Source organism: Variovorax sp. YR750, from assembly GCF_900109805.1.
Taxonomy (GTDB): domain Bacteria; phylum Pseudomonadota; class Gammaproteobacteria; order Burkholderiales; family Burkholderiaceae_C; genus Variovorax; species Variovorax gossypii.
The window spans coordinates 21646-43516 of sequence record NZ_FOBJ01000012.1 but is presented as its reverse complement, the minus strand read 5'-3'; the positions used below and the strand labels follow the sequence as shown (position 1 = coordinate 43516).

The following is a 21871-nucleotide window of genomic DNA, read 5'->3' as shown; positions in this document are numbered from 1 at the left end:
CGCGGCGGTTGCATTGGCGACAGCGCCGCCGGGCTGCGTGAAATTTTCTTGACGATGCCTTAACCCCGATCGCCGGGGCCGTCCGTATGAGCTGGGGTCATTCATCACTTCCGCTCCAAAGGCACCCCATGAAAGCATCGACTTCCGCCCTCCTCCGCGCCACTGCCGGCGCCGCCGTCCTGCTGGTCCTGAGCCTCAGCGCCCAGGGGCAGGCGGCAACGCCGCAGGCCCCGGCGGCCGACTCGCGCATCACGCAGGTCAAGGTCTACCCGGGCAGCGCCACCGTGGATCGCGTGGCCCGCGTCGCGGCCGGCGCGCGCTCGGTCACCTTCGCCTGCCTGCCGGCGGGCCTGGACGTGCAGAGCCTGCAGGTGTCGGCCGATGCCTCGGTGCGCATCGGCGAGACCTCGGTGCTCAGCGAGCAGCGCGAACTCTCCGCACGATGCTCGACCAGCCCGCTCGACGGCCGCATCCGCGAGCTGGAAGACCAGAAGGCCGCCCTGCAGGCGGAGACCGACGCGCTCGGCATGGTCACCGGCTACCTCAAGGGACTGGCAGGCGGCGGCGATGCCACTTCAGGCGCTCGCGCACCGATGGACGCGCGCAACCTGGCCGCGATGACCGAGGCGATGCGCCGCACGGGGCAGGATTCGCTGCTCAAGCAGCACCAGATCCAGCGCAGGCAGGCCGAGATCGACCGCCAGCTCAACCCGTTGCTGGCCGAGCGCACGCGCACCCAGGGCAACGGCGGCCAGGTGACGGCCGTGACTGTGACGCTGGCCGCGGGCGCCGATGCCGACGTGAAGCTCAGCTACCAGGTCAACGGCCCGGGCTGGACGCCCACCTACCGCGCGCTGCTCGACACCACCACGCGCAAGGTGCGCATCGAGCGCCAGGCCCTGGTGGCGCAGGCCACCGGCGAGGACTGGCGCGGCGTGAAGCTGGTGCTTTCCACCGGCCAGCCGCGCCGCGAGACCACCGGCCGCCTGCCCACGGCATGGCGCATCGGCATCGAGCCGCCGCCGCGTCCGGCGGCCGAGATGGCCTACCCCGCCGCGCCTGCAGCGGCCATGGCGCCATCGCCCATCATGGCCAGCAAGTCCATGGACAGCCGCGAGCGCCGGGCGGAGCCGCTGTTCGACGTGAGCGTGTTCGACAACAGCTTCGCCACCGAGTTTTCGGTGCCGCAGGCCATCGACGTGCCCTCCAACGGCCAGCGCGTGACCATGGCGCTGGGCCAGCACGAAGACACGGCCAAGCTCGCCGCCCGCACCAGCCCGCGCGTGGACGCCAGCGCCTTCCTCGTCGCCGAACTCGACCAGCCCGCCGGCGTGTGGCCCGCCGGCCCCATGCAGCTCTACCGCGACGGCGCCTTCGTGGGCAACGGCCGGTGGAACGCGCCGAGCGATGCGCGCCTGACGCTCTCCTTCGGCCGCGACGAACTGGTTCGCGTGCAGGCCGAGCCTGAACGCGACAACCAGGGCACCGGCGGCTTCGCCGGCTCGCGCGCCGAGCGCAAGGTGCAGCGCGCCTACGTGGTCGAGAACCGCCACCGCACGCCGGTCACGGTGCAGGTGCTCGAGGCCGCCCCGGTGTCGGTCGACGAGAAGGTGCGCGTGGCTTCGGAGTTCTCGCCGCAGCCCGCCGAGCTGGCCTGGAACAAGCAGCCCGGCCTGGCCATGTGGCAGCTCGACCTGGCGGCCGGCCAGACCGCGCGGGTGACGGCCGACTACACCATCGGCTATCCGAAGGACGCGCGCCTGCAGATGCGCTGAGCGGGCACTTTCAGAAGCTCAGAAGTCGAACTTGGCCGACAGCTCGAAGGTACGCCGCGGCGCCAGCAGCACCTGGCTGGTCGCGCGGCCGGCCCAGGTGGCGTAGAGCTTGTCGGTCAGGTTGCGCACGCGGAAGCTCAGCAGCACGTTCTGCAAGCGGTAGTTCACCGCCGCATCGAGCGTGGTGAAACCGTTGATGCGGATCTGGTTGGCGTTGTCGGTGTACATGCGGCCCGTGTGGTTGAGCGAGGCGAAGTACTCGAACTTCGACCCGTCGGGCCGGTAGGTGGCGAACAGGTTGGCCACCCGCTCGGGCACGTTGGGCGGCGTCTTGCCCAAGCGCGAGACGCCGCCGGCCTCGATCAGCGTGTCGTAGCGCGCGTCGAGTGCGGCGAGGTTGCCGGCCAGCGTCCATTCGCGCGTCGGCCGCCACACGGTCGAGAGCTCGATGCCGCGCGAGGACTGGCGCCCGTTGTTCACGGTGTTGCGAGCGTCGTTGGGGTCGCGCGAGAGCACGTTGTCGAGCGCGATCTTGTAGGCGGCCGCCGTCCATTCCAGGTTCGCCTCGGGAATGTTCTGCTTGAAGCCCACCTCGGCCTGCTTGCCGCGCGACATCGGAAAAGCCGCGTTGGAAGCCGAGAGCAGGAACAGCGAGTTCACCGGCAGCGTGGCGTTGGTGTACTGCGCATACACGCTCGACTGCGGCGTGATGTCGTACACCGCGCCGATGCGGCCCGAGGTCGAGCGGTAGCTGGCGCCGAAGCGCGTGTAGCTGCCCAGGTTCAGGTCGGCGATGCCGCGCTCGACCTCGGAGCGGTCATGGCGCAGGCCGCCCACCAGCGTGAGGTTACGCAGCGGCTTCAGGGCGTCCTCCACGAAGACCGAGCTCACCTTCACGTTCGCGCTCGTGTTCGTGCGGTTGCCCGCGCCCGTGCTGAGCGCGGGGTTCTCATTGAACGGCGCGAGGTACGGGTCGAACACCGGCACGCGCAGCAGGCTGCCGGTGGCGGCGCTGCTGTCGGAGAAGCGGCGCTGGCTGCCGAAGCGCGTCTCGCTGTATTCGCCGCCGACGACGAAGCGGTTGTCCATGCCGCCCAGCGTGCCCTTGTGGGTGGCGTCGAAGCGGTTCAGCCAGAAGTCCTGGTCGTGCGTGATCAGTGTCTGGTCGCGCGCGATGTTGGCGGGCGTCACGAACACCGCGCTCTCGGAGTTGCGGAACACCCGGTTCGCCTTGTTGGCCGAGAACTCGTTGCGCCACGACCAGCCGCCGTCGAGCTGGCCCGTGAGGCGCGCGCGCAGCCAGTAGGTCTCGGACGAGTTCTCATCGTCGGGCACGTTGTAGTTGCTGCGTGCCAGGCGCCGGTCGATCACGCGGCCGTCGGGCGTGCTGACCACGTTCGTCGGCTGCGTGGCGAAGCTCGCCGGCACCAGCGGCGTGCCCCAGTAGGCCTGGTTGTCGTCGCGCAGGTAGTCGAAGGAAAGGTCCAGTTTCACCGAGCCGCCGAAGTCGACCATCAGGCCGCTGGTGAAGTGGTCGATGCGCTCGCCGTTGCGGGCGATGGTGCCGACCTTCGTGTCGTTGCGGCTGTAGTCCAGCCGGTAGGCGCTCGCGTCGCCCAACGCGCCGCCGAAGCCGAAGGCAGCGCGGGTGGAGCCGTAGCTGCCGTACGAAAGCAACGCCTCCTTGTTCGGATTGCTGCGGTCGGGCCGCTTGGTCACGAAGTTGACGACGCCGCCGATGGCGCCCTCGCCGTCGATCACCGAGGCCGGGCCCTTCAGCACCTCGATGCGCTCGTAGTTCCAGGTGTCCTGCACGCGGTTGGTCACGCCCGCGCCGGAGCTGCGCACGCCGTCGTAAAGGTATTGCAGGCTGGTGAAGCCGCGCGTGGACAGCGTGGTCGGCGACGACGGCGGACCGCCGCCGGTGAGACCCGTCATGCCGCGCAGCGCCTCGCTGAAGGTGCGCGCGCCGCGCTGCTGGATGGCGTCCTGCGTGAGGATCTCGACCGAGGCCGGCGTCTCGCGCACCGAAAGCCCCAGGCGCGAGGCGGTGCCGCTCGATTCGCCCAGATGCAGGCTGTTGGCCTCGCGGCTGCCCTCGACGGTGACGGTGCCGAGCTCCGCGCCCTCCTGCGCGTACGAAGCCTGGAATGCGCTGACGGCGGCCGCCGCCATGGCCGTGCGGATGAACATGGTCATTGGATTGCTTGCTCTGAATTGCAATGAGGAAAGAAAACCGGGGCGCGGCTACGCGACCGAGAAGCGGCGCAGGCGCCACGCGGCCAGGCCGAACAGCAGCAGGCTCGGCACCAGCAGCTGCAGCACGGCAAGCGCGGCCTGTCCGCGCACGAGGCTGGCGGGCTCTTCCTGCCAGGCGAATGCGGGAATGCGATCGAAGTCGGAGGGCGAGAGCGCATCGCGCGCGTCGATACGGGGGAAGAAGAAGCGCTTCCATGCCTCGTGGTAGGCGACGGTCTGCGCTTCGAAGCGCGCCTGCCGACGCGTGCCAGTGCCGGCCAGCGCGGTCATGCCCTCGTAGGCCACGGCCGCCGGCGACACCGCGCTGAAGCGGCCCAGCAGCGCCTGCTGCCCGGCCTGCTGCGCGTCGAAGCGATCGAGCTCGGGCCTGATGGCCTCGTCGACTTCCTTCTCGATCAGGTAGTTGCCCAGCAGCCGGCCGGCGATCTCGATCTTGCCGTCGCGCGGCACGAGGATCGCGCCGCGGCCGACGTGCTGGTAGTCGGTGCTCATCAGGTCGGCGTGGCGCTTCATCGCCTCGGCGGTCACGATGCGCTGGCGCGTGGCCAGCTCGGTGCGCGAAGGCGCGGGGCTGGCCTGCGTCACGGCCAGGTTCAGCAGCACCGGCGCCACCAGCACCAGCAGCACCCAGGCGATGACCAGCACCATCGCGTTCGTCGCCGACGAAGCGCCGAAGGCATTCACCGCCACCACCAGCGCGAACCAGAAGAGCGCGTACGCCCCAACCAGCAGCGCCCACCACCACAGCGTGGCGCCCGGCGAGCCGGCCAGGCCCGCCTGCCGCGCCACCAGCAGCACAGCCACCGGAAGCAGCACGGCGGGAGCCAGCAGCACCGCCGCGCGCACCGTGAGCTTGCCCGCGAGCAGCGTGCGCAGTCGCAGCGGTTGCGACAGCAGCAAGCGCAGCGTGCCGTTCTCGCGCTCGGCCGACAGCAGGTTGTAGCCCAGCGCGAAGATCAGCAGCGGCAGCAGGTAGACGATGACGAAGGCCAGGTCGAAGTGCCCGCTCAGCAGGTGCCACGGGCTCTCGATGTCGCTGGGGTTCATGAACACCACGCGGCTCTGGCCGGTGACCTTGAACTGGCTCGGGAACAGGTCGCTCTGCCCCAGCGCGACCGGCCCCAGCGGCGCGGTCGGCAGGATCGCGTGATGGCCGCCGTAGCCGCTGGCCATGCGCGACGGGTCGGCCGGGTTCTCGAAGGGCGTAGGCTGCGCGCTGCCGGCGAGGATGTTCTCCAGCAGCACGCGCTGCGCCGCGCGGGCGTCGCGGTCGGCCAGCGCGACGGCCGCCTGCGCCCGGTCTCGGCTCGAGGTCTGCAGCAGCCCGTTGCCGAGGGCATAGGCCACGAGCAGCAGGAACAGCGCGCCGACGGCCCACAGGGTGCGTTCGGCGAGCATCAGGCGGCACTCCTGGCGCATCACGGCCAGGAGCCGGCGGCCCTGCGGAGGATCGATGATGGAATTGGTCATGGTCGTCGTCATGCCTCGGGCACCTCAGAGCGCGCGCTGGCGCGAGGCGGCGAAGGCGGCAAAGGCCGCCGCCAGCAGCAGGCCGGCGCACAGCACCGCGAAGCTGCGCACCTGGTGCCGCAGTGCCCAGCCGGCGTGCGGCAGGTGGTAGTCGAACGGCGGCACGGTCGCCCACAGGTCAGGCGCGGCCTGGTAGGCGAAATGGCGGTCGCCCAGCGGATCGGCATGCGCCACGAGGTCTTCGCTCATCAGGTCCTGGATGCGGCGGCGATGCAGCTCTGCTGCGGTGGTGAAGCTGCGGTGGTGCGCGAAGTCGGTGCCCGCCATGCCCATCGAGAAGCTGCGCACGGCGAGGATGGGCAGCAGCAGGCCGCTCCATTCCTGCACCGCCTGCTGCCGCTCCCAGGTGTCCCACAGGCGACCGTAGTGGCGGTCGTACACGGGGTAGGAGGCCTGGTCGTCCAGGCGCAGCGCGATGCCCCACTTGCTCAGCGGCACGTCGCGGCCCCAGCGCTCGGTGGAGCCGAAGTTCTTCTGCCACACCTCGTTGGACACGGTCTTGAGCTCGGCCCCCAGCGCCTGGTTGAACTCCAGCCGCGTCGGGCTCGGAAACCACGCGCGCGACAGCTCCGACAGCACGCGCGGCGCCATCACCGCCTGCGCGATCCACAGCGCCAGCAGCAGCGTGATCGCCATGCGCGAGGTCGACGAGAGGGCCGACACGCCGAGCACAACGAACACGAAGATGCCCAGGTACACGGCATAGCCGAGCGACCAGGCGCCCAGCCTGAGCAGCGCGTCCAGCCGCTCGCCATCTCCCGCACCAACGGCCACCGCGACAGCGGCGATAAGCGCGGCCGGCACCAGCAGCGCGGCCAGCGAGCCGGCCAGCGCGAGCGCCTTGCCACCCAAGAGCCGCAGCGGCGGCACGCCCAGGCTCAGCGTCTGCCGCAGGATGCCCTGCTCGCGCTCGCCCGCGAAGGCGTTGAAGCCCAGCACGATCACCAGCAGGGGCCCGAGCACCTGCAGGATCCAGCCGACCGAGAGATTGCCGAAGCGCTGCAGGCCGGTCGCGTCCTGCGCGGCGTTGAACTTCACCTCGCTCTGGCGGTGCGCCTGCAGCCACACGGTGCTGCCGATGAAGGGATTGATGCCCGCGTCGATCATCGACAGCGCCGCCTCGGGCTTGAAGGCATGCATGCCCTGGTGCGCGGCGTCGTGCGGATGGCGGCGGTCCTGCCGCAGCCAGTCGCGGTAGTCCATGGCCTGCGCGGCGCGCTGCTCGGCCTGCGCTGCGCGCTGGTGCGCCCAGCCCACGGCCAGCGCGGTGAGCAGCAGCACGGCGACCAGTCCGCCGGCCCAGTAGAGGCGCCCGTCGCGCAGGCGCTCGAGGAATTCGCGGCGTGCGATCCAGCTCGTCAGCATGTCAGGCCCTCATGTGCTGCAAGTAAAGGGACTGCAGATCGGTCTTCGCGATCTGCGCCTCGCCGTCCAGGCTCTCGACGAGGCGGCCGCGCTTCATGATCCCGACGCGCGTGGCGGTCTGCTGCGCATGGAACAGGTCGTGCGTGGTGGTGAGCACGGCCACGCCGCTGTCGGCCGCGCTGCGCAACAGGCCCGAGAACTCGCTGGCGGCCTGGGGATCGAGCCCCGAGGTGGGCTCGTCGAGCAGCAGCGCCTTGGCCTGCTTGGCCAGCGCCACGGCGATCCACACCTTCTGGCGCATGCCCTTCGAATACGCGGACACGCGCTTGTCGGCCGCGGCATGGTCGAGCCCCACCTGCGTCATCAACTCCAGCAGCCGCTCGCGCGGCAGCTCGCGGCCCAGCGCCAGGCCGGCGAAGAAGCGCAGGTTCTCCAGCCCCGAGAGCGGGCCGTACAGCGTGACCTGCTCGGGGATGTAGGCCACGTGCTGCTTGGTCGCCACCGGGTGGCGCACGACGTCGATGCCGTTGATCTCGACCGTGCCGGAACTCGGCTCGACGAAGTTCAGGAACAGGTTGATGGTCGTGGTCTTGCCGGCGCCGTTCGCGCCCAGCAGGCAGTAGATGTCGCCGGCGCGGATGTCGAGGTCGAGGCGGTCGAGCGCGGTGTGCGCGCCGTACTGCTTGGTGAGGCCGATGGCTCGGAGCATGGAAGGGACCCGGTATGAGAAGAAAAAAACGACGAGCGCAGCCGCGCGCCGGCGCATGCGCGCCGAAGCGGTCGTTCAGTGATTGGGAAGCCCGCGGCGCCGGCGATTCAGCCGGGGCGCCGCACGGCGCATGCGCTCAGCGCTTGTGCCTGTTCTTCGCGCCGCCCTGGCGGGCCTTGAAACGCGGGTTGGACTTGCAGATGACGTAGGTGCGGCCGCGCCGCGTCACCACCTGGCAGTCGCGGTGGCGTTTCTTTGCTTCTTTGAGCGAGGACAGGACTTGCATGGTCGGGATCGGAACCAGAGGATTCGGACCCGCGACTATACGTTATTGAGAATTCATTCTCAATAAATCGAAAGCCGGATGAAAGCGGCCGGTCAGTGCGCCTTGCCTGCGCGCCCCTTGTCGGACGTTGACGCGCCGGCGCACGACGCGCACACACCGTGCAGCGTCACTTCGTGGCTCTTCACCTGGAAGCCCTTCGGTACCAGGTCGTCCATCGGCCCGGGGCACGAGTGCAGCAGGTACACCTGCCCGCAACTGGAGCAATGGAAGTAGTGATGGTGGTGGTCGGCGTGCTTGGCGCCGTGGCCAGGCTTTCCATGCGCCTCGGGCTTGCACGCCACCTCGTAGCGGGCGGGCTCGCCGGGCAGCTCGACCTTGGCGATCTCGCCGTCCGCCAGCAGCAGCGAGACCTGGCGGTAGACGGTCGAGAGGCTGATCTCGGGGACGATCTCGCGCGCATGCGCCAGGATCTGGGGAGCGGTGAGGACGCGGCCTGCGTCGCTGAAGGCGGAGAAAACGGCGTTGCGTTGACGCGTGAGACGTTGCATCTGGATTCTGGAGCTGGCTTCGGGGCTGGCTTTGCGGGCGACCGGTCAGCCGATGGTGCGGACCACGTTCCCCTGCGGGTCCCTGATTGTCGTCTTCTGCACCTTCCAGCGCACGGCGCCAAAACCCCGTACCTCGTAGGTACCGGCGACCGGCTTCAGCGTGCGGGCCAGCTCGCGCACGGTGGCGTCGCTAAGCCGCATCACGAGCCTGTCGTCTTCCTCGGAAACGCTGTCGGTCTCGCCATGCTCGAAGACCAGTGCCTTCTCGCGGCTCGCGAAGTGGAAGTCGCGCCCGAAAGTCAGCCGCAGCGGCAGCAGCGCGACCAGCTCGTCGACCTGCCGCGCGCCGAGGGTGATCTCGGTGACGGACGAGCGCAGCAGCCGCTTGCTGCTCTCCCAGCCGAGCACTTCGGTGAAGAGAAAACCGCTGGACGACCCGTCGCGCGCCGCGCCCTCCTCCACGCGCCGGCGAACTTCGGCGTCGTCGAGCAGCGAGGGCCTGGCGAGGTCGGTCACCCACAGCGGCATCGCGGGCAGCAGCGCTTCGAGCAGCTTGCGCGTATCCCATTGCTTGCCGGCGCGTTCCTCGTCTTCCGTGAGGCCGACGACCTGGATGAAGCTCATGCGGCCGTTCGGCGTGTCGATGGCCGGCAGCTCGGGGTCGAACACGAAACCCATCGAGCGGATCAGCGTCTCTTGCTCGAGCGCGATAGGGCCGTTGGCGGTCATCCAGTGTCCGTCGTCGAACACATTGCCGCTCTTGAACACGTAGCGCGCGAGGTTCTGCAGGAAGTTGACGGCCCATGCGGGCGGGTCTTCGTCGTCCGGCTCGCAGGCCAGGCGGAAGGTCAACTCGAAGCCGTAGCCGCTGGTGTCGGCATCGTTCGATTCCTTGGCGTAGAGCTCGCTGAGCCCGTAGCTCAGGTAGTGCCAGTGCGGCACCGGCTCCATGCGCTTCCACACGCTCACGCCGTCGAGCGGGTCGGGCCCGCCGAGCATCCACTTGATGACCGTGGCGTAGTGCTTCGGCTCCTGGCCCGGGTAGACGCGCTCCAGCGCGGCCGTGATGGCGTCCCAGCCCGGCGAGAGATCTTCGTCGTCGTCGGCGTCCCGGCCTTGCGCTGCTTCGGTCATGTCGCTCCTTGCGCTCCTTGCGATGTCGATGGCGGCAAGCCTACACCGGCCCCGGCCGCCCTCAGGCAGATGTCAGGCCCGCATGGCATCCTCTTTCGCCGAACAGACAGAGATAGACAGCTTTTTCAGTGGAGAGAACAACGTGAGATGGTTCCATCGGCGGGATGCGCTGGTACTTTCTGCCGCATGCGCCGCCACCGCCCTGCTGGCCGCGTCGGGCTGCGGGCAATCGCAGGACGCGCCCGCGGCCGCCCCGGCAGCGCCGCCGCCCCAGCCGGGCAGCATAGAGATCACGCAGGCGGACATCGACTGGTTCCGCCGCAGCCATGCCGAGTGGGTCGGCTGCGAATCCGGCGCGCCCGCCATCGTGCCGCCCGACATGACGCTCGAGCAGTTCGGCGACGTGCTCGACGGCGGCAGCTCGCCGGTCTTCGACCGCTTCGTGAACGTGGCGGCCGCCTTCTTCCTGCACGCGAACTTCGTGGCCGGGCACTACGCCTTCGAGCCGCCCTTCGAGCAGCGCACGGCCTTCGACGTGACGGCCGAGCACATCCGCCTGCTGCAGCACGCCAACTGGAACAGCTTCGTGATCGACTGCAAGCGCCCCTACGGCGACTTCACGCACTTCGAGATCGACATGGCCGACATCCTGGGCCTGCCGATCACGAAGGACGCGAAGGGCCTCGCGCAGATCGGCAAGGACGCTGAAAAGCGCATGAACGCCCTGCACGCCGACGTCCTGCCCACGCTGCAGGCGTACATCCGCTTCGCGCGACTCAACCCGGGGCGCTACGTGGTGCCCGGACGCGGCATTGCGCAGACGCGCGGGAGGCCGCTGTGCAGGCCGGTGTCGGCCACGCGGCTGGCGATGTATCAGCGTGCGCTGCAGGCGGCCGGCCCGCGCTCAGACTCGCGCCGGGTCGCGGCGCTCGACGAGGCAGCTGCCGCACTGTTCGCGCTGGATTGAACCGCCGCCCTGCGAGCAGGGCGCCGAGCGCGAGGCCGAGGCGTCATCGGGCTCGGCAGGCATCTCCGGCTGCCTCAGGCGTCCTGCCCGGACGCGGCCTCGGGCTTCGGCTTGCCCTTCTGCTTGCGCGCGGCCTTCTTCGCGGCGCGTTCGGCGTCCGCGCGCTGGCCGTCGGCCAGCCACACGGCGAACTCCTCGGGCGTCTCGAGCGTGATTCGCCCGAGGTTGCCGGCGCGGAACTCGTGCATCACGATCTCCGCCGCCTTCTGCAGGTTGACGCGGCCCTTGCCCAGCAGCGCGCCGCGCTTGCGGCCGATGGTGTCGAGCAGCGCTTCGTCCTTCATGCCGGCCATGGTCTCGGCGTCGAGTTCCACGAGCTTGAAGCGCGCGGCGATGCCGGCCGCGTAGTTCGACTTGAGGTAGCCGAGCAGCTCCAGCGCCACCTCTTCCTCGTCGAAGGCGTTGCGCCCCACCGCGCCGCTGGCCGCGAGGTTGTAGCCGCTCCTGGGCACGATGATGCGCGGCCACAGCATGCCGGGCGTGTCCCACAGGTAGAAGTCGTCGGCCAGCGTGATGCGCTGCTCCAGCTTGGTGATGCCGGCCTCGTCGCCGGTCTTGGCCTTGCGGCTGCCGGTGAGCGTGTTGATGAGGGTGGACTTGCCCACGTTGGGAATGCCGCAGATCAGCACCCGCATCGGCTTGGCCAGGCCGCCGCGGTTGGGCGAGAGCTCGTGGCAGGCCTTCACGATCTGCTGGGCCGGGGTGGTCTGGCTCGCGTCGAGGGGAATGGCGCGGGTGGCCGGCAGCGCGTTGTAGTACGCCAGCCAGAGTGCGGTGCGCTCGGGGTCGGCCAGGTCCTGCTTGTTGAGTACCTTCAGCGTGGGCCGGCCGGCCGTGAGCTCGGCCAGCATCGGATTGGCGCTGGAGCCGGGCAGCCGCGCGTCGAGCAGCTCGATGACCACGTCGATGTCCTTCACCCGCTCGGTGATGGCCTTCTGGGTCGAATACATGTGACCGGGGAACCACTGGATCGCCATCGTGGGCTCTTCTTTCTTTCGCGCTGTCTCTGCCTGTGAATGGGGCGGCCCGCGGGGGCCGGTGCGCATTGTGAACCGGGAACCTGAACGGGAGCTTGTTGCTACGCTTTCCATAGCTGCAGGCGGGCATTCTGCCTTCGCTTTCGGGTTGTTCGCTCCTAGAATCCCTTCGCTGCCAACCGGCACCGGTGCGGCAGTTACTCCAACAACTCCGAGGGAAATCCATGTTCAAGCGCCTTGCCGCTGCCGCCCTGCTGGCAGCCACCGTCGTGCCCGCGTTCGTCACCGTCGCCCACGCCCAGCGGCCCTCCCCGCCGCCCGGTCCGCTGGTCAGCGGCTTCCTGTGCTGCAACATGCGCACCTACGGCGACTCGATCAGCGACATCAACTACGACGAGCAAGGCACGAGCATCGTGCCGGTGGGCACGCCGGCACGCGTCACGTCCTACGACTTCCGCTGGTTCGGCGTGGAGCTCGGCGGCAAGCAGCAGCGCATCAAGAACGACTACAGCCGCAACATCCCGCTGCCCACCTTCGCGCAGCGCTACGTCGTGACCCAGGACCCGAAGCAGAAGCTCGCGACCTTCCCCGCTCCGGTGCGCGACGCCATCCTCGCCGGCAAGGTGATGACCGGCATGACGCGCGAGCAGGTGCTGATGGCCATCGCCTACCCGGTGGCCAGCGAGAACCCCAGCCTCGACGCACCCGTGTGGCGCTACTGGCGCGACAGCTGGTCGGAGTTCCAGGTGCAGTTCGACGAGAAGGGTCTCGTGAAGGCGGTGGTGGGCGACGCCGTGGCGCTGAGCCGCGTGTTCCTCGCGACATCGGCTGCGCAGCCTTAAGTTCTCGCGCATTGCGCGTGTCTTGCACACACGCGCATTCCCTTAGAGTTTTTTGCGCCGCGCGGTCATTCATCGCCCCTATGATTTGACCGAGTGCGGCGCCCGAGCGTCGGTCGAATCGAAACCCTTTGATGGAGTTGCCAACGATGAAACCCGTCTCCGAACTGCTCAAGCGCCATGATTCCGCGGCATGGCGCACCTCCCCCGACACCAGCGTGTTCGACGCGCTTTCCATCCTGGCGCGCTTCGAGGTGGGCGCGCTGATGGTGATGGACGGCGAAAGGCTGGTGGGCTTCCTCTCCGAGCGCGACTACACCCGCAAGGTCGCGCTGCAGGGCAAGAACTCGAAGGAAGTGAAGGTGCGCGAGATCATGACGCCCGACGTGATGACCGTCACCCCCCAGACCCGCACGCGCGCCTGCATGGCGCTCATGAGTCAGCGCAAGTTCCGCCACCTGCCGGTGGTCGACGGCGACAAGGTGGTCGGCATGATCTCCATCCAGGACCTGATGGACGACATCATCGCGGACCAGGAAGCCACCATCGAGCAGCTGACCACCTACATCCAGAGCTGAGCCGGTCCGCGCCATCGCAGACCCTGCCCGGCGCGCGGGTAGGGAATAGACCTACGCACCCTCCGGCGCCTCATGGCGCACAGTGGGCTTTCGTTCATCCATCCAGCGGGGACACTGAATGCAGATACAGGTCAACACGAGCAACGGCATCACCAACAAGGACGCGCTGGAGCGTTGGGCCGATGCGGAGATCAAGCAGAACCTGAGCCGTTTCGTCGACGACGTGACGCGCGTCGAGGTACACCTGAGCGACGAGAACCACGACAAGGCCGGCAGCGGCGACAAGTGCTGCGTGATGGAGGCGCGCCTGGCGCACCACCAACCGCTCGCGGTGACGCAGCACGCGGCCAGCCTCGACGAGGCCTTCCGGGGCGCGTCGGACAAGCTGAAGCGCCTGATCGAGAACACGCTGGGGCGGCTTCACAACCACCGGGACCGGGGCTCGATCCGCACCGATCCGAACTTCATCGCCGAGTAGTGCCACGCCCGCGCCTGGCGGGGACGGCGGAGGGCTCCGCGGCAATGAGCGGCGGGCGGTGGCCGCTGGTCATCCACTCGTCGTAGAAGTCGATCTTGCGATCGACGAGCGACAGCGCCCTCTTCCACTCGGCGATGGTCTGGTTCACGCGCTCGCGGTGCGCCGCGAGCATGTCGCGCCGCTCGCGCAGCGTGACCTTGCCCTGCAGCGCGAGCGCGGTGTATTCGCGCATCTCGGCGATCGACATGCCGGTGCGGCGCAGCCGCTCCATCAGGTCGAGCCAGCCCACGTGAAGCTCGACGTACAGCCGCCGGCCGCCCTCGTCGCGCGCCACGCCGGGCACGAGGCCCTGCGTCTCGTACCAGCGGATGGCGTGCACGGTGCGGCCGGTGCGCGCGGCCAGCTCGCCGATGTGGAAGGGAGTCCCTCTTTCAGCCGGCATGGACGACGGCCGGAGGCAGCAGCGCCTCCTGCACCAGCGCGGTGTCGAAGTACTCGGTCAGCTCTTTCACCTTGCCTCCTTCGAGTCGGTAGACGTAGCAATAGCGGTTGTTGTAGCGCTTGCCGGCCTTGGTGGGCACGTCGCCGCTGAAGAGCACCACCACCCGGTCGCCCTCGGCGATGACGCGTTCGGTCCTGCTCCTGTAGGGCGCGGCGAACTGGGCGAAGAGCGGGTCGAGCAGCTCCTCGCGGATCGCCTTCTTGCCCCGGTAGGTGCGAGACCACGCGGTGCTGCCCTCGAGCTTCCAGCTCGCGTCGTCGGCGAGGCTGTCGACGAAGGCCCGGGCGTTGCCCTTGTCCAGCTCGTCGTGGATGTGCTGGACCAGGGCCTTGTTCTCGATCGTGTTCATGGCTTGATTTCCTCTTGTTGAATGAACCGGATACCCGGTGGATTCATTGGAAATGCTCGAGTGCGCTCTAGGTCAAGCGCGCCATGAACACGGTGCCGGGCTGGTTCGGCGGTCAGCCCCGCTTCGCGTTAGCCATGCCCTTGGCGACTTCGTTGGCGCCCTGTGCAGCGCCGCTTTGCGGCACCGCCTCGCCTTCGCGGTCGGTCACCTCCGACAGGCGCGCCGCCAGCTGCTCGGGCGTGTCGGCCTCGATGCCCAGCCAGGCACCCTGCGTCAGCGTGATGTGCGCGGCCTCGAAGGTGCCGGCACCCGCGCAGAGGACGGTGCGGTTGGGCGCGTCCTGCGCGGCCAGCACCAGCATCGCCGGCACCACGGCCTCGGGGCGGAAGGCCTCGAGCATTTCCTTGGGGAACAGGTCCTCGGTCATGCGCGTGGCCGCGGTGGGCGCCAGGCAGTTCACGCGGATGTCGTTCTTCGCACCCTCGATGCTCAGCGTCTGCATCAGGCCCACCAGCGCAAGCTTGGCGGCGCCGTAGTTGCTCTGGCCGAAGTTGCCGTACAGGCCGGTGGACGAGGTGGTCATCACGATGCGGCCGTACTTCTGCTCGTTCATGAGCGCCCAGACGGCCTTGGTGCAGTTCACGGCGCCCATCAGGTGCACGTCGACCACCAGCTTGAAGTCGGCGAGGTCCATCTTGGCGAAGCTCTTGTCGCGCAGGATGCCGGCGTTGTTGACGAGGATGTCGACGCGGCCCCAGGTATCGACCGCTTCCTTGACCATGGCTTGCACCGCCTCGAAGTCGGTGACCGAGGCGCCGTTGGCAATGGCCTCGCCGCCGGCAGCCTTGATCTCGTCGACCACCGCCTGCGCGGCACTCACCGAACCACCGGAGCCGTCGCGCGCGCCGCCCAGGTCGTTGACCACCACCTTCGCGCCGCGCGCCGCCAGTGCCAGCGCATGCTGGCGGCCCAGGCCGCCGCCCGCGCCGGTCACGATGGCCACGCGGCCCTTGAAATCGAGGTTGCTGCTGCCGTTGCTCATGTCTCTGTGTCGCCTTCCATGGGAGTTGCCGTTGTTCGTTGCCGTGCCGGGGTTGGCTTCCCCGGCGGTCGGCAGCGTGGCGTTTTACCCCAGAAAGCGGCCGCGAGGCAGCCCGCGCGCGACTGCCCCAGTCGCCAGCGCGTCAGGAAAGGAATCAGGCAGCAACCGCCGCGCGGCTGCGCGGCATGCCCAGGCGCGCGGGCGAGACGTACTGCTCGCGGTAGATCTCGAAGGGCATGGTGTCGGCCGCCTCGATGCGCTTCTGCTCCTGGATGGACTCGGCCGTCATCTGCTCGAACTCCGCCTGCTGCGCCGCCGAGAACGGCAGGCCCAGCAGCGTGGCGCGGGTCTGCTCGGAGCGGGCACGCACGAAGCCGATGAAGGAGTTGCCGTGCTCCTTCTCGATGGCCGCGAGAACGCGCGCCGAAGGCAGGCTGTCGGGGTCCTGCAGCGCGGCCCTGGCGGCGCGCACCGCGTCGGCATGCGCCGTGCCGCTGCCCTGCGCCGCGTCGAGCGCGGCGGCGATGGGCAGGCACTGCTCGACCAGCTCCAGGCCCCAGTCGGCCAGCGTCACCTCGGCGCCGTTGCGCCGCAGCTTCAGGCCCGGCTCGCGGCCGCGCGCGGCGGTGAGGTGCTGGTTCTGCGCGAGGTCGGCGATTTCCTGCGGCGTGTCGTCGGGGCTGTCGCTCAGCAGGCAGTGCAGCAGGAACACGTCGATGAAGCGCATGGTCTGCGCATTGATGCCGACGGTCTCGAAGGGGTCGAGGTCCATCAGGCGCACTTCGACGTACTCCACGCCGCGCTCGCGCAGCGCATGCAGCGGGCGCTCGCCGGGGTTGATCACGCGCTTGGGGCGGATGGTGCCGTAGAACTCGTTCTCGATCTGCAGCAGGCTGGTGCCGAGCTGGTTGTAGTCGCCACCGAGGTTGCGGATGCCGATGGCCTCGTACGCCGGCCACGGGCGCGTGAGTGCGTCCTGCAGCGAGGCGCCGTAGCCCTCGAGGCTGTTGTAGCTCACGGCCAGCGAGGCCTGCGCGTCGCTCTGGTAGCCCAGGCGGCCCATGCGCAGCGAGGTGCCGTGCGGCATGAACATGCTGCCGTCGCCCAGCGGCCGCAGCTCGTGCGGGCGGCCCGCCACGAAGCTCGAACACAGCGCCGGCGAGGCGCCGAACAGGTACAGCAGCAGGAAGGCCTGGCGGCGGAAGTTGCGGATGAGCGCGAAATACTGTTCGCTCGACACGTCGGGCAGCGACCAGTTGTAGTGAATGCCCGAGATGGTCTGCATGCGTCGACCATAGCGGTGGCTCAGGCCCATGCGGTAGACGCTCTTGGCGCGCCCCACGTTCGAGGAGCCGTAGCGGCCGATCGGAATGGTCTCGTCGGTGGGCAGGCCGCAGGGCATGCTCGACACCCAGAGGCGCTCGTCGCCCAGTCCGTCGAGCACGCGGTAGGTGAACTGGTGAACCCGCGTGAGTTCCTCTACGGCCGAATCGACGTCCGCGTGCACGCCCGTGATGAGTTCGAGCTGCGATTCGCTGAAGTCGGTGGTGATGTGCGGATGCGTGAGCGCGGAGCCCAGCGCGAGCGGATGCGGCGTGAGCGCGAGCTTGCCGTCCGGCAGCGCGCGCAGGCTTTCCTTCTCGATTCCGCGTCGCATGCCCTTCAGTCGTGCGGCTGAAAGTGCACCCAACCTCTCCTGCAATCTGTTGCTCATATTGTTATGACCCATCAATCTTCTGAGGGGCAGGAAGGTAGCACGGGCAAGCGGGCACTGCTCGTGCAGGGAATCCCGGGGCTGGCTACCCTGTTGCGCGCTATGTTTTTGATAGCTGCCGGCATTCCGGGCCCCGCTCAGACCCTGGAGCGGCCCGCCGACAGGTCGATCTCTTCCGACCGGTACACATGGATTTCCGGCGTGCCCTCGGCCATGGCCGAGAGCGCCTTGGCGAAGGCGCGCGAGGCGTCCACCCGGAAGTGCGCCTGCAGCGCGTCCATGTCGCTCCAGCGCTCCACGAAGGTCAGGCGCAGCGGCTCCTGCACGTCCGTCGACACCTCGTGCGAGATGCAGCCGGGCTCGGCGCGCGAACGCAGCACGTGCTCGGTGCTGATGGCGAGCATGGCCTGCAGGGTGTCCGGCTTGGCCAGCGCGTGTCCGATGACGAGGATCATTTTGCGGCTCCTTCGTGCGAGCGTTGATTCAGGTTCAGCCGAGCACCCGCAGCAGGAAGCGGTTCAGGTCGGCGACTTCTTCCATGCACACCGAGTGCGCCATGGTGTATTCGTGCCATTCGACGGCATAGCCCAGCGCGCCGAGCGCCTCGCGCGTGCGCACGGCCGCCGCATAGGGGACCACCGGGTCCTGCCGGCCGTGGGCGAGGAAAACGGGCGTCTCGTGGTTGGCCGCATGCCGCTCGGCCGCGGTGGTGGCCGCGATCGGCAGGTAACCCGAGAGGCCGACGATGCCGGCCAGCCGCTCGGTGTGGCGCAGGCCAGTCATCAGGGCCATCGCGCAGCCTTGCGAGAAGCCGGCCACCACGATGCGGTCGGCGGCGATGCCGCGGGCCTTCTCGCCTGCGATCACGGCCTCGACGGTCGCCTGCGAGCGGCGCAGGCCGGCTTCGTCTTCCTCAGCCTCGAGGTCGGGCACGACGATGTCGTACCAGGCAGGCATCTGGTAGCCGCCGTTGATGGTCACGGGCATGACGGGCGCGTTGGGGAACACGAAGCGCACCGGCCCCACGGCCGAGAGGTCGAGCTCGCCGGCGATGGGCACGAAATCGTTGCCGTCGGCGCCGAGGCCGTGCATCACGATCACCGTGGCGGTGGGGTTGGGGGCGGTTTCGATCTCGATGGGAGGACGGGACATGGTCGGGCGAAGGTATTCGGGAACTCGGATGCCCGGACCTTAGCGCATCCCGGCCCGGGCCTCCGAAACGGCCGGTAGGCCGACTTGCACATCGTTTCGATGTGCGGCCCTGCCGTTACCTCGAGGGGCGAAACGTTGCTATTCGGCCTTGATGCCGACGGCCTTGACGATCTGCGCATAGCGCTCGTACTCGGCCGACACCTGCGTCTGGAACTGCCGCTGCGGATAGCCCGTGGCCTCGATGCCCTGCGCCGCGAGCTCGGCGCGGGCGGCCGGTGCCTGCACGATGCGCCCGGCCTCCGAGGCGATGGCGTCGAGCACCGGCTGCGGCGTGCGCGCCGGCGCGAACAGGCCGAACCAGGTACCCGAGCGGTAGCCCCTGTAGCTCTCGGCCACGGTCGGCACCTCGGGCAGCAGCGCATGGCGCTTCTCGCCGCTGGTGCCCAGCGCCACCAGCCGGCCGCTGCGGATGTGCGGCAGTGCCGGCCCGACCGCGATGAACATCACGTCGACCTGGCCCGCGATCACGTCCTGCATGCCCAGCGGGCCGCCGCGGTACGGGATGTGGGTGACGTAGATGCCCGCCTTCTGCTTGAGCAGCTCCATGCTGAGCTGCTGCGGGCTGCCGTTGCCGGCCGATGCGTAGTTGATGTGCCCCGGACGGGCCTTCGCCGCGTGCACGAAGTCGGCCACCGTGCGGAAACCCGTCTTCGGGTTGGCGACCAGCACGAAGTCGATCTGGCCGAGCGACACCACCGGCACCAGGTCGCGCCGCGCGTCATAGGGAAGACCGGCCTGGATGTTGGGAAGGATGGTGATGGGGCCGTCCGCCCCCACCAGCAGCGAATAGCCGTCGGGCTGCGCCTTGGCCAGCCCGTCGGCTGCCAGGATGCCCGCCGCGCCGGCGCGGTTGTCGACCACCACCGGCTGCTTCCATTGCTCCGACAGCCGCTGCCCCAGGTAGCGCGCCAGCACGTCGGGCGAGCTTCCGGGCGTGTTCGCCACGGTGATGTGCACCGGCTTCGACGGATAGGCCGCCGCGGCCGTCTGTGCCTGCGCGGTCACGCCCAGCGAAGCACACGCCAGCAGCACGAGGGCGGGTTTCAGCAGCTTCGACAAAGGGGAATGGGCGCGCATGACGAACTTTCGGTTGCAGGGGACAAAGGGCGCGATTCTGTCGCGCCCTCGCCCGCAAGCGAACGACCCATTTGTCAGATGCTTAGGCCGGTTCCGGCATATGCGGCGCCGCGAACCCGGCCAGCTGGCCATAGAAGGCATCGACCTGCTGCTGCGCGCCCTCGCGCATGGCGGCGTTGCGCCGGGCGCAGCTTTCCGCGTCTTCCAGCGCGCCCGCCTCGCCGACCCTGCGCGAAGCGTCCTGCACGAAGCGGCACATCGGGAACCGGCGCTCGCCGAACGCCCGCAGCGTGGCTTCGCCGATGCCGTCGCGCGCCAGCATGTCGGCCAGCACCACGGCGTCTTCTACCGCCATCGCCCCGCCCTGCCCCATGAAGGGCGTGGAGGCATGCGCCGCGTCGCCGATCAGCAGCACGCGGCCCACGTGCCAGGGCAGCGGCGCCTGCACTTCCTCGACCGCCGTGTAGAGCACCTCGGACCCGGCGCCGAGCTGGTCGAGGAACTGCCGCGCGGGCCCGCCGAACTCGGCGAAGCGCTCGCGCATACGCGCGGGCCAGTCCTCCTTCGGATACCAGCGCCCGGCCGGCTCGCTCACCGTGCCGAAGATGTAGAGCCTGTCGTCGCTGATCGGCATGATGCCCAGTCGCTTGCCGATGCCCATCATCATGATCTTGGCGTCCAGCTCGCGCGGCCGCTCGTGCACGCTGCGCCAGACGCCGAAGCCGGTGTAGCGCGGCGCGATGGGGCCGGCGACGGCCTCGCGCAGCTGCGAGCGGATGCCGTCGGCGCCGACGACGAGATCGAAGCACTGCGCCGTGCCATCGGAGAACACGACCTCCGCGCAATCGCTGCCTTCCGGCGATTCGATCTTCGTCACGGTGGTGGCCAGGCGGATCTCCACGCCCAGCGCATCGAGCCGCGCTGCCAGGATGCGATGCATCTCCGCGCGCCTGATGCCCACGATGGGCGCCGCGCCGCCGCTGGAGCGCGGATAGAACACGTCGACGATGGGCTCGCCGTGCTGGTCGAGGTAGACGTTGCGGCCGTCCTCGATGGCGAAGCCCGCCTGCAGGATCTCCGGCAGCACCCCGACCCGGCGCAGCGCCTCCAGCCCGTTGCCGTAGATGAAGATCCCCGAGCTCTGGAAACGCCACTCGCCCTGCTTCTCGACCAGCGTGACGCGAAAGCCCCGGTCGGCCAGCGCGATGGCGGCCGAGCAGCCCGCGATGCCCGCGCCGACGATCAATACCCGTGCCGCCTGCATCATCGCGTCACCTCGCCACCGCACACATCGGCCAGCGCTTCGCAGACACGGGCGATGTTCGACCCGTTGAGCCCCGCGACGCAGATGCGCCCCGACCCCACCACGTAGACCCCGTGGCGCGACTGCAGCGCCGCGATCTGCCCGGCCGACAGCCCCGAGTAGCTGAACATGCCGTTCTGCTCGACGAGAAAGCCGAAGTCCCGCCCGGGCAGGGCCTCGCCCAGCATGCGGTGCAGGCCCGTGCGCATCGCGCGCATGCGCTCTCGCATGGCGTTCAGCTCCGCGCGCCACTGCGCGTTCCAGGCTGCATTCGAAAGCACGGCCTCGACCAGCGCAGCCCCTTGTGCCGGCGGGCACGAATAGCTGCGCCGGATCGCCAGCTTGAGCTGCCCCAGCAGCCGCCCCTGGTCCGCCGATGGCGCATGCACGGCCAGCGCGCCCACGCGCTCGCCGTACAGCGAGAAGATCTTCGAGAACGAACTCGCCACGAGGCAGGCGATGCCGCGCCGCACGCATTCGCGCACCGCCCATGCGTCCTCGTCCACGCAGTGCGCGAAGCCCTGGTAGGCCATGTCGAAGAAAGGCAGCAGGCCGCGCTGTTCGATCACGTCGAGCAGTGCCCGCCACTCGGCCTGCGACGGATCGACGCCGGTCGGGTTGTGGCAGCACGGGTGCAGCAGCACCACGCTGCCGGCCTGCAGCTTCCGCAGCGCGGCGACGGCACCGTCGAGGTCGAAGCGCCCCGTCGACTTCGCGTAGTACGGATAGCTTTCGACGCGGAATCCCGCGCCGGCGAAGATGGCCGCGTGGTTGGCCCAGGTCGGGTCGGGCATCCAGATCGCTGCATCGGGCAGCACGCCCTTCAGGAAATCGGCGCCGACCTTCAGCGCGCCGGTGCCCGCGACGGTCTGCACCACCACGACGTTTCCGACGTTCCCGCCGAAGACCAGTTCGCGTACGGCATGGCGGTAGGCCTCGCCTCCCTCGGTCGGCAGGTAGACGCTGGGGCCTCGCGCCCCCGCGCCCGCTTCACGCGCGGCCCGCACCGATTCGAGCACCGGCACCTGCCCCGCTTCGTCGCAGTAGATGCCGATGCCGAGATTGACCTTGTCGGGTCGTGGGTCGGCCTTGTAGGTCTCGAACAGGCCGAGGATGGGGTCGTCGGCGTACGCCGGCAGTCGATCGAACACAGGAACTCCAGGAGAA

The 21871-nt window shown here is 69.2% G+C and carries 22 protein-coding genes; 5 read left to right on the top strand and 17 right to left on the bottom strand.

What is annotated here, in order from left to right:
* Positions 1–128 precede the first annotated feature (128 nt).
* Positions 129–1775, top strand: a complete 1647-nt coding sequence (locus BMY35_RS23460) for a DUF4139 domain-containing protein (protein WP_093204432.1) — start codon at positions 129–131, stop codon at positions 1773–1775.
* An 18-nt stretch (positions 1776–1793) separates the two neighbouring features.
* On the opposite strand, the gene BMY35_RS23455 is transcribed toward BMY35_RS23460, so the two are convergent.
* The 7 genes from BMY35_RS23455 to BMY35_RS23425 all read right to left on the bottom strand — a co-directional run bounded on the left by BMY35_RS23455 (position 1794) and on the right by BMY35_RS23425 (position 9606).
* On the bottom strand, positions 1794–3974 hold the full coding sequence (locus tag BMY35_RS23455) for a TonB-dependent receptor (protein ID WP_093204429.1): 2181 nt from the start codon (positions 3972–3974) through the stop codon (positions 1794–1796).
* Positions 3975–4022: 48 nt separating this feature from the next.
* Positions 4023–5504 carry an ABC transporter permease subunit gene (locus BMY35_RS23450; protein ID WP_256229363.1) on the bottom strand — a complete coding sequence of 494 codons (1482 nt, stop codon included), beginning with the start codon at positions 5502–5504 and terminating at the stop codon, positions 4023–4025.
* 24 nt (positions 5505–5528) lie between these two features.
* A complete protein-coding gene (locus tag BMY35_RS23445; protein ID WP_177213683.1) occupies positions 5529–6929 on the bottom strand; it encodes a DUF3526 domain-containing protein in 1401 nt (466 codons plus the stop codon).
* Position 6930: 1 nt separating this feature from the next.
* Complete coding sequence (locus BMY35_RS23440) at positions 6931–7638, bottom strand: ABC transporter ATP-binding protein (protein WP_093204925.1); 708 nt, start codon at positions 7636–7638, stop codon at positions 6931–6933.
* Positions 7639–7774: 136 nt separating this feature from the next.
* Complete coding sequence (gene ykgO, locus BMY35_RS23435) at positions 7775–7924, bottom strand: type B 50S ribosomal protein L36 (protein ID WP_019654976.1); 150 nt, start codon at positions 7922–7924, stop codon at positions 7775–7777.
* Positions 7925–8016: 92 nt separating this feature from the next.
* Positions 8017–8472, bottom strand: coding sequence for a Fur family transcriptional regulator (locus BMY35_RS23430; protein ID WP_093204424.1), 456 nt, complete (start codon positions 8470–8472; stop codon positions 8017–8019).
* 45 nt (positions 8473–8517) lie between these two features.
* Positions 8518–9606 carry a suppressor of fused domain protein gene (locus BMY35_RS23425; protein WP_093204422.1) on the bottom strand — a complete coding sequence of 363 codons (1089 nt, stop codon included), beginning with the start codon at positions 9604–9606 and terminating at the stop codon, positions 8518–8520.
* 142 nt (positions 9607–9748) lie between these two features.
* Between BMY35_RS23425 and BMY35_RS23420 the strand changes: the two genes are divergently transcribed.
* Complete coding sequence (locus tag BMY35_RS23420; RefSeq protein ID WP_143080723.1) at positions 9749–10573, top strand: hypothetical protein; 825 nt, start codon at positions 9749–9751, stop codon at positions 10571–10573.
* A gap of 74 nt (positions 10574–10647) precedes the next feature.
* On the opposite strand, the gene ylqF is transcribed toward BMY35_RS23420, so the two are convergent.
* Positions 10648–11610 (bottom strand): ribosome biogenesis GTPase YlqF, encoded by a 963-nt coding sequence (ylqF, locus tag BMY35_RS23415; protein ID WP_093204417.1) that lies wholly within the window; start codon positions 11608–11610, stop codon positions 10648–10650.
* 224 nt (positions 11611–11834) lie between these two features.
* On the opposite strand from ylqF, the gene BMY35_RS23410 reads away from it, so the two are divergent.
* The 3 genes from BMY35_RS23410 (at position 11835) to BMY35_RS23400 (ending at position 13505) form a co-directional block, all read left to right on the top strand.
* Complete coding sequence (locus BMY35_RS23410) at positions 11835–12452, top strand: cell envelope protein SmpA (protein ID WP_093204415.1); 618 nt, start codon at positions 11835–11837, stop codon at positions 12450–12452.
* A 146-nt stretch (positions 12453–12598) separates the two neighbouring features.
* Entirely contained in the window at positions 12599–13027 is a 429-nt protein-coding gene (locus BMY35_RS23405; RefSeq protein ID WP_093204412.1) for a CBS domain-containing protein, read from the top strand.
* Between the two features lie 118 nt (positions 13028–13145).
* Positions 13146–13505, top strand: a complete 360-nt coding sequence (locus tag BMY35_RS23400) for an HPF/RaiA family ribosome-associated protein (RefSeq protein WP_093204408.1) — start codon at positions 13146–13148, stop codon at positions 13503–13505.
* On the opposite strand, the gene BMY35_RS23395 is transcribed toward BMY35_RS23400, so the two are convergent.
* The 9 genes from BMY35_RS23395 to BMY35_RS23355 all read right to left on the bottom strand — a co-directional run bounded on the left by BMY35_RS23395 (position 13492) and on the right by BMY35_RS23355 (position 21855).
* Positions 13492–13947, bottom strand: a complete 456-nt coding sequence (locus BMY35_RS23395; protein WP_093204404.1) for a MerR family transcriptional regulator — start codon at positions 13945–13947, stop codon at positions 13492–13494. The two genes, BMY35_RS23400 and BMY35_RS23395, sit on opposite strands and share 14 nt — an antisense overlap.
* Positions 13937–14356: a nuclear transport factor 2 family protein gene (locus BMY35_RS23390; protein ID WP_093204401.1), complete on the bottom strand. Its 420-nt coding sequence runs from the start codon at positions 14354–14356 to the stop codon at positions 13937–13939. Before BMY35_RS23390 ends, BMY35_RS23395 begins: the two co-directional genes overlap by 11 nt.
* A gap of 112 nt (positions 14357–14468) precedes the next feature.
* A complete protein-coding gene (locus BMY35_RS23385) occupies positions 14469–15398 on the bottom strand; it encodes an SDR family NAD(P)-dependent oxidoreductase (RefSeq protein WP_093204398.1) in 930 nt (309 codons plus the stop codon).
* Between the two features lie 154 nt (positions 15399–15552).
* Positions 15553–17112 carry a glutamate--cysteine ligase gene (gene gshA, locus BMY35_RS23380; RefSeq protein WP_093204394.1) on the bottom strand — a complete coding sequence of 520 codons (1560 nt, stop codon included), beginning with the start codon at positions 17110–17112 and terminating at the stop codon, positions 15553–15555.
* A 137-nt stretch (positions 17113–17249) separates the two neighbouring features.
* Entirely contained in the window at positions 17250–17567 is a 318-nt protein-coding gene (locus BMY35_RS23375) for a putative quinol monooxygenase (protein WP_093204392.1), read from the bottom strand.
* 34 nt (positions 17568–17601) lie between these two features.
* Positions 17602–18264 carry an alpha/beta hydrolase gene (locus BMY35_RS23370; protein WP_093204388.1) on the bottom strand — a complete coding sequence of 221 codons (663 nt, stop codon included), beginning with the start codon at positions 18262–18264 and terminating at the stop codon, positions 17602–17604.
* 138 nt (positions 18265–18402) lie between these two features.
* Positions 18403–19401, bottom strand: coding sequence for a Bug family tripartite tricarboxylate transporter substrate binding protein (locus BMY35_RS23365; RefSeq protein ID WP_093204385.1), 999 nt, complete (start codon positions 19399–19401; stop codon positions 18403–18405).
* Between the two features lie 82 nt (positions 19402–19483).
* The gene (locus tag BMY35_RS23360; RefSeq protein WP_093204383.1) at positions 19484–20668 is read right to left on the bottom strand and encodes an FAD-dependent oxidoreductase; all 1185 of its coding nucleotides are present in this window, start codon (positions 20666–20668) and stop codon (positions 19484–19486) included.
* Complete coding sequence (locus tag BMY35_RS23355; RefSeq protein ID WP_093204380.1) at positions 20665–21855, bottom strand: amino acid aminotransferase; 1191 nt, start codon at positions 21853–21855, stop codon at positions 20665–20667. The genes BMY35_RS23360 and BMY35_RS23355 overlap by 4 nt, the downstream gene beginning before the upstream one ends.
* Positions 21856–21871: the final 16 nt, after the last annotated feature.